Genomic DNA, 13,109 nt, shown 5'->3' with positions numbered 1-13,109 from the left:
TCTGGGTCGAGCTTTTTTCCCGTTGTCTTTTTTCCTCATCTCTTCTATAATTTGATGTAAATGATAATGATAATTGTTATCAATTGATGGGGGATAAGTATGAAGACAGAATTCAGGATAGTAGAAGAAGATAAGAGCCGCCGTTTTGCGTTCCGACCGCTTGAAATCGGGGACGCAGACCTTTTACATACATGGATGCATCAAAAGCATATTGCACCGTTCTGGAAGCTCGACGTTTCGAAAGAGAAATTGACGGAATGGGTAGAGAATTCCCTGAAAGCAGAACATAAGGATTGCTACATCGGCACCTGCAACGGGGAGCCGGTCACGTATGTCATTGCTTATGATATCAGGAAAGATCCGATCCGTGAGTATTATGATCATCAGGAAAAGGACTTGGGAATGCATCTGCTGATCGGGCCCCGGCCGCTGTTGAACAAAGCAGACGGTCTCGGACTGATCAGAGCGATGATTTACTTTCTTTTCGACACGTATGATGCGCATCGAATCATCGGGGAGCCGGACCGAAGAAACCGGATCATCCTGCCGATTCTGAAGCAGATCGGCGGCGAGGTGCTTGGACATATCGACCTTCCAGGGAAGGAAGCGACGCTGATTCAAGGGGAGAAAGCGGCGTTTGAAAAGTCGTTGGCCGATCATCAAGTCGTCGTGGAACCGATGCAGAGGATGACATCCAAGGCAGGGGGGATTCTATCATGAAACCAGTCGATCCGCAGGTGTTGGACCTGTTGAATAGCATCGGGGCACGGATGAAAGAACTGGAACATCCGTCCCTTGATCGCCTGAGTCCGGGGGAGTCCAGAGAGTACTACCAAGTTGCTCGTGAGTTTTTTACCGCACTTCCGGTGGTCGGTGCATCGGTGGAAGAAACGTCGTTTGTAAACCGATCCGGGAACGAGATCCCTGTCCGGATTTATACACCCGAGAACGAAGGTCCCCACCCCGCCCTTGTATATTTCCATGGAGGAGGCTGGGTGTTCGGGGATATCGACAGCGCGGACAATGTGTGCCGTTATCTTTCCAGCCGGGCTCAGGTGGTGGTTGTTTCGGTCGGTTACCGTCTCGCTCCAGAGCATCCCTATCCTGCGGCCTTCCATGATGCCGTGGACGGCGTAGAATGGATGACGGCGGAGGCATCGCGATGGCATGTCGATCCGGAAAGAATTGCCGTCGGAGGTGAAAGCTCCGGTGGAAACCTCGCAGCCGCTGTTTCCCTTTACTTTAAAGACAGAGCGGATATAGAAATCACTTACCAATTTCTGATCACCCCCGTCCTCGACTATCGGTTCGACACCTCTTCTTACCAAGCCGGTTATGCGTACAATTTGACGAAGGAAAAAATGGAATGGTTTTTCGGACATTATTTGAAAGAGGAGGAAGACGGCGGGGAGGTCTTCGTCTCCCCGCTTCGGGCGTTGGATGTGACCGGTCTTCCACCGCTTTTACTCGTAACGGCAGCTTACGATCCGCTCCGGGATGAAGGTTTTTCCTATGCGGAGCGTCTGAAAGAAGCGGGAGGTGTGGTGCGTCACCTTCATTATGATGACCTCGTGCACAGCTTTATTAATATGATCGGCAGGGTCGATCGAGCGAGAGAGGCGCTTGAGGAAATGACAGAGGTTCTTCAGACCGTCCTCCACATGGACCCGATCCGTATTTGATAGCGGGTCTTTTTTCTTAAAAACGGGAAACACGAGACGGATGGTTTGAGGCAGGGAATCGGGCAAGCTAGAATAAGAGAAAAGAAGGGAGTGGATTCATATGAACGAAAAGCAGATTTTCACACAGATTAATATGGTCAGGCAGGCGACGCTGAAGGAAATGGACGGCGTTACGGAAGAGCAGGCAGACAAACAGCCGGGAGGATTCAGCAACACGATCCGCTGGAACCTCGGACACATCCTTGTCGTCCAAAATTCTCTCGTAGAACGATTCGGAGGCAAGCCGGTGGAAACACCTTCCCGTTATTTGGAGCTGTTCGCACCGGGAACGAAACCGGCAGACTGGCAGGGCGACGTTCCGACGCTTACAGAATTGAAGCAGGCATTGGAGGAACAGCCGAAGAAACTGGAACAAGCCTTAGCCGGACAGTTGGAAGACGAAGCGGAAAAAGCCTTCCTGGGCCTTCCGACGGTCGGAGAGATCCTGAACTTCACGTTGTACCATGAAGGGGTACATACAGGTACGATCAAAGCACTGAAAGCAACGACTGCAGAATAAGGAAAAGCCGGGAGCTCCCCTAGAGCTCCCGGCTTTTTTTCTATTAAAAGATCCATCCGTTGAGGACCATCCCCATATTAATGAGAAAGTGAAAAAAGACGGCGGGGTAGATGCTGTCCGTTTTCAGAACGACCCAGGCATAAAAGAGGCCGCCGAAGGAAAACAGCAGGCTGAAGACGAGCGGGATGCCGATAGAGACGTGAAGCAGCCCGAAGCCGATACTTGTGATAATCACGGCATGAACCGTCGAGAGATTCTTTTGAAGATAATCAAGCAGAACGCCCCGCCAGAGAAACTCCTCCAGAGATGCGTTTAACAGGGAAAATACCAGCCCGTAAAGCAAAAGGGAACGGGGATAAGCTCCGTCGGTAAACAGCAGGGGAAGGAATATAGACACCGATCCGATAAGGCCGAATGTCAAAAAGAGCAGCAATGGAACCGTGTGGTTTGGCATGACGATCCGCTTTCTCCAGTCGGGAGCTTTTGCAAAGAACGAAGCCTTCTGTCCGGAGAAGCGGATGGCCAGGAGGGAACCGGCCAATATGAACAGGAGGAAGCTCCGGTTTCCAATGACCTTCCACTCCTTAGTAACGTCCCAGAAAGCAAAAAGAAAGTCACTAGATGCTTGGTAAAGGGCCGTTCCTGTCAGGAATCCAATGAACAGGGACAGTACCGGACGATGCCGGCGTGAAAAAGTATAAAGAAGAATCAAAAGTGCAAGGATTCCTGCACCGTAGAGATAGAGTCGGCAGGATAACAGCAGTATGGCCGTGAAGAATAGACCAATGGCTGCCGGGAGTAGTGCATCGTTTTCTGGAAGTGTTTTTGGCATGATTATCTCCTGTGATTTAGTAATTCTAACTTTATTCCATTCTCTTCTCCTTACTTCCTCCATAAGGCTTGCAGGAGGCAGACGGGGGTTAATCGGTTCCCCTTTTTGTTCCGGCTTCCTCCACCGGATGTGCGGAAGAGCTCTTTGATTTCAACAGCTTGATAAAGACAATGATTCCGGTTACTACAGCAGCGAAGATCACCAGATAGATGAACCAAATGATCAGCGGCATCCATTCCTGGACATTCATAGTACTAACCTCCTTCTTCTCTGAGTTTACCAATATATGGACTATGTATCTATAAGAGAAGGAATTCTTCCAGGTTTGTGGAATGTTAAGGAGTAGAGTCGGAAGGGAGTTGGTTCATAGTGAATAAAGTCACCCCGTTTTTAATGTTTCAGAACGGAGATGCAGAAGAAGCGATGTCCTTTTATGCGTTGTTGTTCGAAGATGCCGAAATAGAAAGCATCGTTCATTTCGGATCGGATGAAGGGGCCCCGGAAGGAAGCGTCAAGGCCGGCGTCTTTTCTCTGAAAGGGCAGCAATTCCGCTGCTTCGACAGTCCGATTGAACATGCCTTTCACTTCTCTCCGTCATCTTCCATATTTGTGGAATGTGATTCAGAGGAGGAGATCGACCGGCTGTACCGGGCGCTCGTCGAGGGCGGCCAGGCGCTGATGGAGCTTGGTAACCATGGATTCAGCAGGAAATACGGCTGGGTCAACGATCGTCACGGCGTTTCCTGGCAGCTGAATCTTTCTTAAGTCAAGGTGGTGTTATTGCCTGAAAGAAATGGGGCACTATTTTTTAATGGAAAGAGAGTTGGGAAAACCGTAAAGTACTTTTTTGATTTTACTTTAGCCATCGCATTAACCGGGTGCTCTTACTATATTGCCGGTTTCCTGCTCAGCCACGGGCTGCCGTTTTGGCAGGCTTTGATCATCGGATTTTCGGTCGTCACGCTGGGTGCGTTGACGGAAGCCGTGGGAAGTCCGATGTGGTTGATCGTATTGGTGCCGTTTCCTGCAGGCATGCTTTTGCTTTACGTCTTTCTTGGTGCAGCTGTGCCGCAGTGGCTTCTTGCTTACGGACTGACACTCGCTGTCTACACGGCCATCCACATCCCGATGAGTTATTTTTTCCGATTCCACTCGCTTATTCCAGCGTGGAAACTGTCCTGACGAGGGAAGCGGTCGGAGGAAGCAAACGGAAAAGTTCCCCTAACAGCCTTAACAAAGGAAGCGTTCTGCAGGGCTTCCTTTGTTAAGGCTGTGTAAATTTTCTCCCCATACCTTGCATCCCTTATGCCCATCTATTAGAATAATATCGAATTTCGATATAGGCATTCGATAATAAGAAAAGGAGGCAGACAGTTTGGACGTATTAAGAAAGCTGTTTCTCGGATTCATTCACATACACATCCTGCATCACGCCAAGGAAGAGGCCATTTACGGGTCGTGGATGCTGGAGGAGCTGCGCGAACACGGGTATGAAATAAGTGCCGGTACACTCTATCCGATCCTGCACACGATGGAGAAGGATGGTCTGTTAAAACGGGAAGACGTTAATGTGAATGGCAAAATAAGAAAATACTACCGGAGTACCGAACAAGGGGACACGGTGTTGGAAGAAGCCCGCGCAAAAGCGTACGAGCTGTTCAAAGAGATCAAATGATTGGGGGAGACATCTATGAATTCCATGCAGCAAAAGAGTAAGTTCCAGATCCTTTTGGAAATCCTGATTGTATCGACGAAACTCGGGCTCACGTCCTTCGGCGGACCCGTCGCCCATCTTGCCTACTTCAAGGACGAGTACATCGACCGCCGGAAGTGGCTGACCGATAAGACATACGCCGATCTGATCGCGCTCTGTCAGTTCCTGCCGGGACCTGCAAGCAGTCAGGTCGGGATGTCCATCGGAATCTTGCGCGGGGGGATATTGGGAGGGATCGTCTCCTTTCTCGGATTCACCCTGCCGTCCGTGTTCGTCCTCGTTATCTTCGCACTGCTTTATCAAAACTTCTCCCTCGGAGATGCCGGCTTCATTCACAGTTTGAAAATCGTCGCCGCAGCTGTCGTCCTCCACGCACTGATCGGCCTCGGCAGGAAGCTGACTCCGGATAAAAGCCGGATCGCCATCGCCCTTGCCGGTGCATTGATCATGCTTCTGTTCCCGTCCGCCTGGGTGCAGATTGCTATTATCATCGGAGCAGGTGCCCTTGGTTATGTGTTGTTTCAAAAGAAAGCAGAATCGAATATCGAACCGTTTCATGTTGCTATTTCAAAGAAGTTCGGAATCGCCTCGCTTGCTGTGTTGGCAGCAGCTCTCATTTTCCTGCCGGTTCTGAACCAGGCGCTTCAACATCCGCTGCTGCACATCTTTGACGTGTTCTTCCGTGTCGGATCGCTCGTCTTCGGCGGCGGGCATGTCGTCCTGCCGATGATTGAAAGAGAACTCGTTCCGACAGGCTTCCTGTCACCGGATGAATTTCTGGCCGGGTATGGAATGGCTCAGGCTGTTCCGGGACCGCTCTTCACCTTCTCCAGCTATTTGGGGACGATGATGCAGGGCGTATCGGGAGCGGTCGTCGCAACGGTCGCGATCTTCCTGCCGTCGTTCCTGCTGCTGTTCGGTGCGCTGCCGTTTCTGAGTGAACTGCGCAGACGAGCTTCCTTCCAGGGTGTTTTGATGGGCGTGAACGCGAGCGTTGTCGGTATTCTGCTTGCGGCGTTCTATGATCCAGTTCTTACAAGCTCCATTATGGACGGGTCGGACTTCGCGCTCGCAGCCATCTTATTCGCTTTATTGAACGTCTGGAAAGTCCCGGCCTGGCTGATTGTCATAATCGGTGTTGCCGGCGGATATGTGTTCCAACTATTAGGGTTTTAACGAGGAGAAGGTTCAGTATCTGCTGAGCCTTCTTTTTTTGTTCTAGGCAAGACCTCTTCCTTTTTGTATGATAGGAATAAAATGGAATGAGGGGGAGTTCTCTTGTTGAAACGATTGTTGCCCGTCTGTGTTCTTTTACTTCTTGCCGTATCGGCGGCATTACTTGCTGCGAGGAATCCGACAGGGCCGAATACGATCTCCTATGAGGAGCCGATGGGCTTGTGGTTGTCGATCGGAATGATCGTTGTTCTTTTTCTGCCACCGTTGATTCTCGCCCTGTTCCAGAGCACGATTGCTCGAGTCACATCCGCTGTTTATCAGGGGATCGTTGTCTTTTCTTTCCTCGTCATTATCCCGATCGGCTTCTTCGTTCCGGATCAGTTCTCCGTCGGCGTCGCCGGTGTGGCCGGTACGGCTGCGGGCGTATGGAGTATTATCCTCACTTTGAAAACGGGGGAGGCGCCTAAACCGGCAAAATGAGGGAAGACACCCGGGGCAAGCTATGATAAGATGCCGGCAGAGAGGGATGACAGGAACAAAGGAAGGTGGATACGGTTGCATCGATTCATCGAATATACAGGGTGGATAGCTGCTCTTACGGCTGTTGGTTTCGGCGTATATTATTTCATTAGCGGGGACTTTAAAGCGGAATACTTTATCCCTGCTGCTGTACTGACGGTGGTGGTAAGAATGGTGGCGGTCGTTACTTCTGTAGAGAAAAAAAGTGAGTGCTGACAAAGCTTTAACAAACTGGAATAACCCAGGCTAATGTAAATGGTTAATGGAACAGGAAGGAGAGGGGTATATGAAATTCACCAACTTTCAAGCAAGCCAGATACGAATAGCCAGACCAACCGATCAAATGGATGAGATGATCACGTTCTATGAAGCGGGTCTTGGTTTGGAACGAGTGGCGGAGTTTCATGGCCATCAGGGGTATGACGGCATCGTCTTCGGACTCCCGACGCTCGCTTATCAGCTGGAGTTCACGTCCCACGAAGAAGGAAGTCCGTGCCCTGCTCCGTCGAAGGACAACTTATTGGTTTTCTACATAGAAGATAAGCAGGAACAACTGCAGGCCGCGGATCGACTTACCCGGATGGGGTATGAAGAAGTCGCATCGGAAAATCCATATTGGGAGGAGAAAGGCGTGACAATCGAGGACCCGGATGGGTGGCGGGTCGTGCTGATGAATACGGGTGGATTGAAGGATTCAAAAACATAGAAAAAAGGCCGGGAAGTATGTTCCCGGCCTTTTGCTATAATTATTCCCCTAATCCAAGCATACCCTTGAAGCTGCGGGCGTACTGGTCGGTTGCGATGATGGCATCCGCCACTTCTTCTGCTGTGATGGTGAATGCCTGGTGGATCGTTTCGCCATCGATGGTCGCTGCTTCGGCTACTTTCAGGATGTCCTCTCTGGAGGCGTCTTTCAACTTGATGTCTTCCAGCGTGATCGGAAGGCCAAGACTTGTGTACAACGCCATGTACTCCTCGATTTCTTCCTGCGGGTGTTCTTCCATCGTCAGTTGGACGAGTGTACCAAACGCCACTTTTTCTCCGTGCGTAAGATGGTGGATTTCTCCGTCCAGAGCGGTAAATCCGTTGTGGATGGCGTGGGCAGCACCCAAACCGCCGCTTTCAAATCCGAGTCCGCTGAGAAGTGTGTTCGCTTCGATGACATGTTCCAGTGCCGGTGTAACGACTTGACGCTCATTGGACTCATAAGCGAGCAGTGCATAGTCGAACAGCACCTCTTCACATTTTTCTGCAATCGCCTGGGCGGCAAGGGTCGGCTGCCCTCCTGCCATCGTATTCCCGCTGTTTCTTACGACGCTGCGTACTTCAACGAGCGTTGCGAGCGCATCGGCGATTCCGGAAGCAAGGAAACGCGGTGGTGCCGCTGCGATGATTTTTGAGTCGAGCAGGACGAGATCAGGGTTCTTTTTGTAGAAACGATACGTTTCGAACACCCCTTCGTCGGAATAAACAACAGACAAAGCACTTGTCGGTGCATCCGTGGAAGCCGTTGTCGGTACGATGACCGTAAAGCCTTGAACCTGGTCGGAAACGGCTTTAGCGGTATCGAGTGTTTTACCTCCGCCGACACCGACGACGATGGAAGCTTGGGCTTCTTTCGCAATATCCGTGATCCGGTCCATTTCCTGAGTCGATGCTTCCCCGTTGAAGACGACTTCGTTCGTTTCGAATCCTGCTTCTTTCAAGTGACCCACGACGTCATGCCCCGCAATCTTCCATACGGTTTCATCTGCCAGGACGACCGCTGTTCCGCTTAAACCTTCCAGGTGTTTCCCAATATTTTGAATGGCGTTACGCCCCTGCACATATTTGGCCGGGCTGATGTATATACGTTCCTTCATCTCTCATCATCCTTTCGTAGTTTGTTTCTACAGGTATCTTCCCAACATATCATCGATGTTAAACAAAGACTTTCATAAAAAAAGGTCACATCGCTTCCTTGATTCCTTTTTTCACCAGCAGCCAGTTGGCCGGATAGCTCGTCAGGAAACCGAGGATCATAGCGATCTGCATCATGAACCAATAGGTGATTTGATCCGGGTGCGGCGGCTGTGTGAATAAGACAAAATGGACAATCGCCATCCAGCCGAACATGCCGATTTCAAAAGCGATCAAGGAGAGCGAATCCGCTTTGATAGCAGATTTGATTGCATGTCCGGCACCTTTTTTCTTGTGCATCGGGTAAATCGCATAAAACTGGAACAGAATTCCGAAAATATAAGCAAGGATGAACTCGATCGTGTAATGCGCAAACAGGGTCGTCCCTGCGATAGTCAATCCGGTCAGCGCAACGATCGGTACTCCGACTGCATCGCCGAGCGTGCATCCGGCCGAACAGTGGCTCGTCGAAACGAACACTTTGGTCGATTTGCCCCGGTCATCCTCTTTCTCTATATTCTTTGCCTTCAAGCGGCCCCATTTGAAGTAGGTCCATAAGGCAAAAGGACCGAAGAACCAACCGTTGATCGGCCAGACGACATTCATCACGCCCATCATCTGCGGATGTTTGATGATGTCGATAAGAATGATGAGGGAAGATAACAAACCAATACTGAGAGCAATCCATGATACCGTGACTAACATTTACTCACCTCTTTTTTATTTTTATACCCGGTAGCGGTATTCATAAACATGGAGGAATCTTTTAAATAAACATAATCCTCTGCGTTGACTATTTATACCTTATAGGGGTATATTGAAATGGACAGGAGGAATCCATATGTGCGAGGAACATAGTTTACCGGAGAACAGCGGCAAAAAGCCGGCGAAACCAAGAACAGTACAAGAGAAAGATGCGGTCGTGAACCGCTTGAAACGTATAGAAGGTCAGGTGAGAGGGATTCAGAAAATGGTCGAAGAGGACCGTTACTGTGTCGACATCCTTATTCAGATTTCAGCGATAGATAAGGCGTTGAAGAAAGTCGGCCATTCCTTGTTGGAGCGCCATACCCATCATTGTGTGGCTGGTGCGATTAAAAACGGGAACGGCGACGAAGCCATCGATGAATTGATGAAAGTCATCCAACAGTTCTCCAAATAGGAGGGATTAAGATGAGTGGAAAAAAAGATATGAACGTCGGAATCACCGGGATGACCTGTTCGGCGTGCTCGACCCGGATCGAGAAGGTCCTGAACAGAATGGAAGGTGTCGAAGCGAATGTCAACCTTGCGATGGAGAAGGCGACGATCCACTACGACGACGATTACGTTCAGCCGTCCGATATAACCGCAAAGATTGAAAAGCTGGGGTACGGTGTCCAGAAAGAACAGGTGGAACTCGACATTCACGGCATGACGTGCTCGGCTTGCTCGACGAGGATCCAGAAAGTGTTGAGTAAGATGGACGGAGTGGAACAGGCGACCATCAACCTGGCAACGGAAGCCGGATTCGTCGAATACGAACCGGATCGTGTATCCATAGATGACATCATTGCCAAAGTGAAGAAGCTCGGGTATGAGGCGGTTATCAAACAGGAACGTGAAACCGAGAAGGAACAAAAAGAGGCGAGAATCAAGCAGCAGAAGATAAAGTTGTTCGTGTCTGCCTTGCTTTCCCTGCCTCTTTTATACACGATGATCGCTCATCTCCCGTGGGATATCGGCCTCCCGGTTCCGGGTATCCTGATGAATCCGTGGTTCCAGTTCGTCCTTGCGACGCCTGTGCAGTTCTATATCGGTGCCCGGTTCTACTCCGGAGCTTATCGGGCGCTCAGGAATAAGAGTGCGAACATGGATGTACTGGTCGCGCTCGGTACTTCCGCCGCCTATTTCTACAGCGTCGTCGAAGCGTTCCGCTGGCAGGCAGTCCCGGATAGGATGCCGGAGCTTTATTTTGAGACGAGTGCCGTCCTCATCACGCTGATTCTTGTCGGGAAGCTGATGGAATCGCTGGCGAAGGGACGGACGACAGCCGCGCTCACGAACCTGCTGAATCTGCAGGCGAAGGAAGCGACCGTTATCCGAGAAGGAATGGAAGAAAAGGTGCCGGTCGACCAAGTAACGGTCGGGGACACGCTGCTTGTGAAACCCGGGGAGAAAATTCCCGTCGACGGCCGCGTGCGTAAAGGTACCTCCGCAGTCGATGAGTCCATGATAACCGGTGAGTCTCTTCCAGTGGAAAAGCAGGAAGGAGACGCAGTCATTGGATCGACCATCAACAAGAATGGAACCATTCGGATGGAAGCGGAACGGATAGGGAAAGATACCGCCCTTGCCGGCATTGTTCGGATCGTCGAAGAGGCGCAGGGATCGAAAGCTCCGATCCAAAGGACTGCGGACGCCATTTCCGGCATTTTCGTTCCGATTGTCGTCGGAATCGCTCTTCTTACGTTCCTGCTCTGGTTTTTCCTGAACGGTGACATCGCACCTGCGCTGGAAGCAGCCATCGCTGTTCTCGTCATTGCCTGTCCGTGTGCCTTGGGACTGGCGACACCGACATCGATCATGGTCGGAACCGGAAAGGGAGCAGAACAGGGGATTCTTTTCAAAGGCGGGGAGTATTTGGAAGGCACCCAGGGGCTTACAACGGTGCTTTTGGACAAAACAGGTACCGTGACGAAAGGGAAACCCGAGGTAACGGACGTCATCGCTCTCCAAGGAGAAGAAGCCGATTGGCTGCCTGACTTGATCGCAGCCGAGAAGGCATCCGAGCACCCGCTCGCTGATGCGATCGTCACGTACGGCCGGGAGCGCGGCGTGGTAGAAAGAGAAGCGGAATCCTTTGAGGCTGTCCCTGGCTATGGGATTAAGGCAGTCGTCGAAGGCAGGCAGATCCTTGTCGGTACGAGAAAATGGATGGAACGGAATCAACTGTCATATGAACCTTACGACGAGGCATTTTCTCGTTTGGAACAGGAAGGAAAAACAGTTATGTATCTGGCTGCCGATCAGCAAATCAAAGCCTATATTGCTGTTGCAGATACGATCAAGGAGACGTCCAAAGAAGCCGTTTCTGATTTGAAGGCGCTCGGAATTCATGTGTACATGGTGACAGGGGATAACAGACGGACGGCAGAAGCTATTGCTGCCGAAGTAGGCATCAGGAATGTGCTGGCAGAAGTGCTGCCGGAAGAGAAGGCAGCGAAGGTGAAGGAATTGCAGAAGCAGGGCGAGAAAGTCGCCATGGTCGGTGACGGCATCAATGATGCGCCTTCTCTTGCCACCGCCGATATCGGCATCGCCATTGGCACAGGCAGTGATGTGGCGATAGAAACGGCAGATGTTACGCTGGTCGGAGGCGACCTGGAACACTTGGTGAAAGCGATCCGCCTCAGCCGGAAAACTATGAAGAACATCCGGCAGAATCTATTCTGGGCACTGGCCTATAATACGGCAGGCATCCCGGTTGCCGCTCTCGGGCTTCTTGCTCCGTGGGTGGCAGGCGCGGCTATGGCCTTAAGCTCTGTCAGCGTCGTCAGTAACTCGCTGCGGCTAAAACGGATGAAACTATAATGGAAAGGATGAGCGATATGGAAAAAACGCTTAAAGTAGAAGGAATGACGTGCGGCCACTGTGAACAAGCAGTCAAAGGTGCACTGAAAGAGATCGATGGAGTGGAGGAAGTAACCGTTCATCTCGACAACGGTGATGTCGAGGTGAAAGCAGCCGATCATGTCAGCGAAGCGGCGATGGTCGAAGCCATTGAAGAACAGGGATACGACGTCGTATCCTGACAAACAAAGCCTGAAGGATCTCCTCAGGCTTTTGTCAGTTTTTCAGCAAAGGGCGGAGGTGAATAGGCAGACTCCGAAGTGCTCATTGGCCGCCCTCTCTATGTTTGTAAAAGAACCGTTTCCTCAAAAGTAAATGAACAGCCTGTAAAGTCTGAGGGATCCCCTTCGGACTTTTGTATAAATAAAGGAAGATGGTCAAGGATGGTAACACAAGAGAAAAAGGAGATGAGAGAATGAAATGGATGAAGATGTTGGTATTATCCGCGGTGGTGCTTGTAGGCTTGGCTGCCTGCGGCAATGATGACAGTGGACAGGACGAGAAGAAGGATCAGGAAGCGACCGACACGGAGCAAATGAGCCATGAAGAAAAAAACGGGCATGAATCGATGGATCACTCCGGATCCGGAGAAGTTCCGGACGATTTGAAGGAGGCAGAAGATCCTACCTTTGCCGTTGGAAGTAAAGCGGTAATCACCGCTGACCATATGCCTGGCATGGACGGGGCGGAAGCGACGGTTGTCGGAGCCTATGATACGACTGCTTATATCGTTTCCTATGAACCGACAGACGGAGGCGAGCGGGTGACTGATCACAAATGGGTCATCCACGAAGAAATCGAAGGTCATAATGATCAGACGTTTGAGCCGGGCGAGGAAGTCACACTCCGGGCTGATCATATGCCTGGCATGGACGGAGCGAAAGCGACCATCGAATCCAAAGAAGCTACGACCGTGTATATGGTCGACTACGTGCCCGTCGACGGTGGAGAAGAAGTGACGAACCATAAATGGGTGACGGAAAGCGAATTAAAAGCACAATAGGGCATACAAAAAGAAGGCTGGATCCTCAACCAGCCTTCTTTTTATTATGTTCTCCTGTTCCTTATAAGCAGCAAAGCGATAAACGCAGCGAAGGAACCAGCCACCACGATGGC

General features: G+C 50.8%; 18 protein-coding genes. 14 read left to right on the top strand and 4 right to left on the bottom strand.

The window, feature by feature from the left end; all coding sequences use genetic code 11:
• Window positions 1-99 precede the first annotated feature (99 nt).
• The 3 genes from QRD89_RS15530 to QRD89_RS15520 all read left to right on the top strand — a co-directional run bounded on the left by QRD89_RS15530 (window position 100) and on the right by QRD89_RS15520 (window position 2,241).
• Window positions 100-720, top strand: coding sequence for a GNAT family N-acetyltransferase (locus QRD89_RS15530; RefSeq protein WP_008633340.1), 621 nt, complete (start codon window positions 100-102; stop codon window positions 718-720).
• Complete coding sequence (gene lipP1 / locus QRD89_RS15525) at window positions 717-1,682, top strand: LipP1 family hormone-sensitive lipase (RefSeq protein WP_026578070.1); 966 nt, start codon at window positions 717-719, stop codon at window positions 1,680-1,682. The genes QRD89_RS15530 and lipP1 overlap by 4 nt, the downstream gene beginning before the upstream one ends.
• 100 nt (window positions 1,683-1,782) lie before the next feature.
• Window positions 1,783-2,241, top strand: a complete 459-nt coding sequence (locus QRD89_RS15520) for a DinB family protein (RefSeq protein WP_286095669.1) — start codon at window positions 1,783-1,785, stop codon at window positions 2,239-2,241.
• 43 nt (window positions 2,242-2,284) lie between these two features.
• Here QRD89_RS15520 and QRD89_RS15515 read toward each other — a convergent pair whose 3' ends face one another.
• Window positions 2,285-3,073, bottom strand: a complete 789-nt coding sequence (locus QRD89_RS15515; RefSeq protein WP_286095668.1) for a CPBP family intramembrane glutamic endopeptidase — start codon at window positions 3,071-3,073, stop codon at window positions 2,285-2,287.
• 88 nt (window positions 3,074-3,161) lie between these two features.
• Window positions 3,162-3,323 carry a hypothetical protein gene (locus QRD89_RS15510; protein WP_286095667.1) on the bottom strand — a complete coding sequence of 54 codons (162 nt, stop codon included), beginning with the start codon at window positions 3,321-3,323 and terminating at the stop codon, window positions 3,162-3,164.
• Between the two features lie 119 nt (window positions 3,324-3,442).
• On the opposite strand from QRD89_RS15510, the gene QRD89_RS15505 reads away from it, so the two are divergent.
• The 7 genes from QRD89_RS15505 (at window position 3,443) to QRD89_RS15475 (ending at window position 7,188) form a co-directional block, all read left to right on the top strand.
• Complete coding sequence (locus tag QRD89_RS15505) at window positions 3,443-3,838, top strand: VOC family protein (protein ID WP_062514506.1); 396 nt, start codon at window positions 3,443-3,445, stop codon at window positions 3,836-3,838.
• Window positions 3,839-3,853: 15 nt separating this feature from the next.
• Complete coding sequence (locus QRD89_RS15500) at window positions 3,854-4,255, top strand: hypothetical protein (RefSeq protein WP_082794472.1); 402 nt, start codon at window positions 3,854-3,856, stop codon at window positions 4,253-4,255.
• Window positions 4,256-4,448: 193 nt separating this feature from the next.
• A complete protein-coding gene (locus tag QRD89_RS15495) occupies window positions 4,449-4,748 on the top strand; it encodes a PadR family transcriptional regulator (protein WP_008633330.1) in 300 nt (99 codons plus the stop codon).
• Between the two features lie 15 nt (window positions 4,749-4,763).
• The gene (gene chrA / locus QRD89_RS15490) at window positions 4,764-5,963 is read left to right on the top strand and encodes a chromate efflux transporter (RefSeq protein WP_008633329.1); all 1,200 of its coding nucleotides are present in this window, start codon (window positions 4,764-4,766) and stop codon (window positions 5,961-5,963) included.
• A 105-nt stretch (window positions 5,964-6,068) separates the two neighbouring features.
• Window positions 6,069-6,443, top strand: a complete 375-nt coding sequence (locus QRD89_RS15485) for a YdeH family membrane protein (RefSeq protein WP_235601496.1) — start codon at window positions 6,069-6,071, stop codon at window positions 6,441-6,443.
• Between the two features lie 75 nt (window positions 6,444-6,518).
• Window positions 6,519-6,698, top strand: a complete 180-nt coding sequence (locus tag QRD89_RS15480) for a hypothetical protein (RefSeq protein ID WP_286095666.1) — start codon at window positions 6,519-6,521, stop codon at window positions 6,696-6,698.
• A gap of 70 nt (window positions 6,699-6,768) precedes the next feature.
• Window positions 6,769-7,188: a VOC family protein gene (locus tag QRD89_RS15475; RefSeq protein WP_062514498.1), complete on the top strand. Its 420-nt coding sequence runs from the start codon at window positions 6,769-6,771 to the stop codon at window positions 7,186-7,188.
• A gap of 40 nt (window positions 7,189-7,228) precedes the next feature.
• Here QRD89_RS15475 and QRD89_RS15470 read toward each other — a convergent pair whose 3' ends face one another.
• Window positions 7,229-8,344, bottom strand: a complete 1,116-nt coding sequence (locus QRD89_RS15470; protein ID WP_062514496.1) for a glycerol dehydrogenase — start codon at window positions 8,342-8,344, stop codon at window positions 7,229-7,231.
• A gap of 85 nt (window positions 8,345-8,429) precedes the next feature.
• On the bottom strand, window positions 8,430-9,086 hold the full coding sequence (locus QRD89_RS15465; protein WP_286095665.1) for a DUF4396 domain-containing protein: 657 nt from the start codon (window positions 9,084-9,086) through the stop codon (window positions 8,430-8,432).
• Between the two features lie 136 nt (window positions 9,087-9,222).
• Here QRD89_RS15465 and QRD89_RS15460 point away from each other — a divergent pair, with 136 nt between their 5' ends.
• The 4 genes from QRD89_RS15460 (at window position 9,223) to QRD89_RS15445 (ending at window position 12,996) form a co-directional block, all read left to right on the top strand.
• Window positions 9,223-9,543 (top strand): metal-sensing transcriptional repressor, encoded by a 321-nt coding sequence (locus tag QRD89_RS15460; RefSeq protein WP_062514492.1) that lies wholly within the window; start codon window positions 9,223-9,225, stop codon window positions 9,541-9,543.
• An 11-nt stretch (window positions 9,544-9,554) separates the two neighbouring features.
• Entirely contained in the window at window positions 9,555-11,954 is a 2,400-nt protein-coding gene (locus QRD89_RS15455) for a heavy metal translocating P-type ATPase (RefSeq protein WP_286095664.1), read from the top strand.
• A gap of 17 nt (window positions 11,955-11,971) precedes the next feature.
• Window positions 11,972-12,175 (top strand): cation transporter, encoded by a 204-nt coding sequence (locus tag QRD89_RS15450; RefSeq protein ID WP_286095663.1) that lies wholly within the window; start codon window positions 11,972-11,974, stop codon window positions 12,173-12,175.
• A gap of 233 nt (window positions 12,176-12,408) precedes the next feature.
• Window positions 12,409-12,996: a DUF1541 domain-containing protein gene (locus QRD89_RS15445; RefSeq protein WP_062514484.1), complete on the top strand. Its 588-nt coding sequence runs from the start codon at window positions 12,409-12,411 to the stop codon at window positions 12,994-12,996.
• Window positions 12,997-13,109: the final 113 nt, after the last annotated feature.

The organism is Halobacillus sp. ACCC02827 (assembly GCF_030291935.1).
Classification (GTDB): domain Bacteria; phylum Bacillota; class Bacilli; order Bacillales; family Halobacillaceae; genus Halobacillus.
Note: the sequence above shows the minus strand (reverse complement) of the source record. Positions and strands in the feature narration are given on the sequence as shown.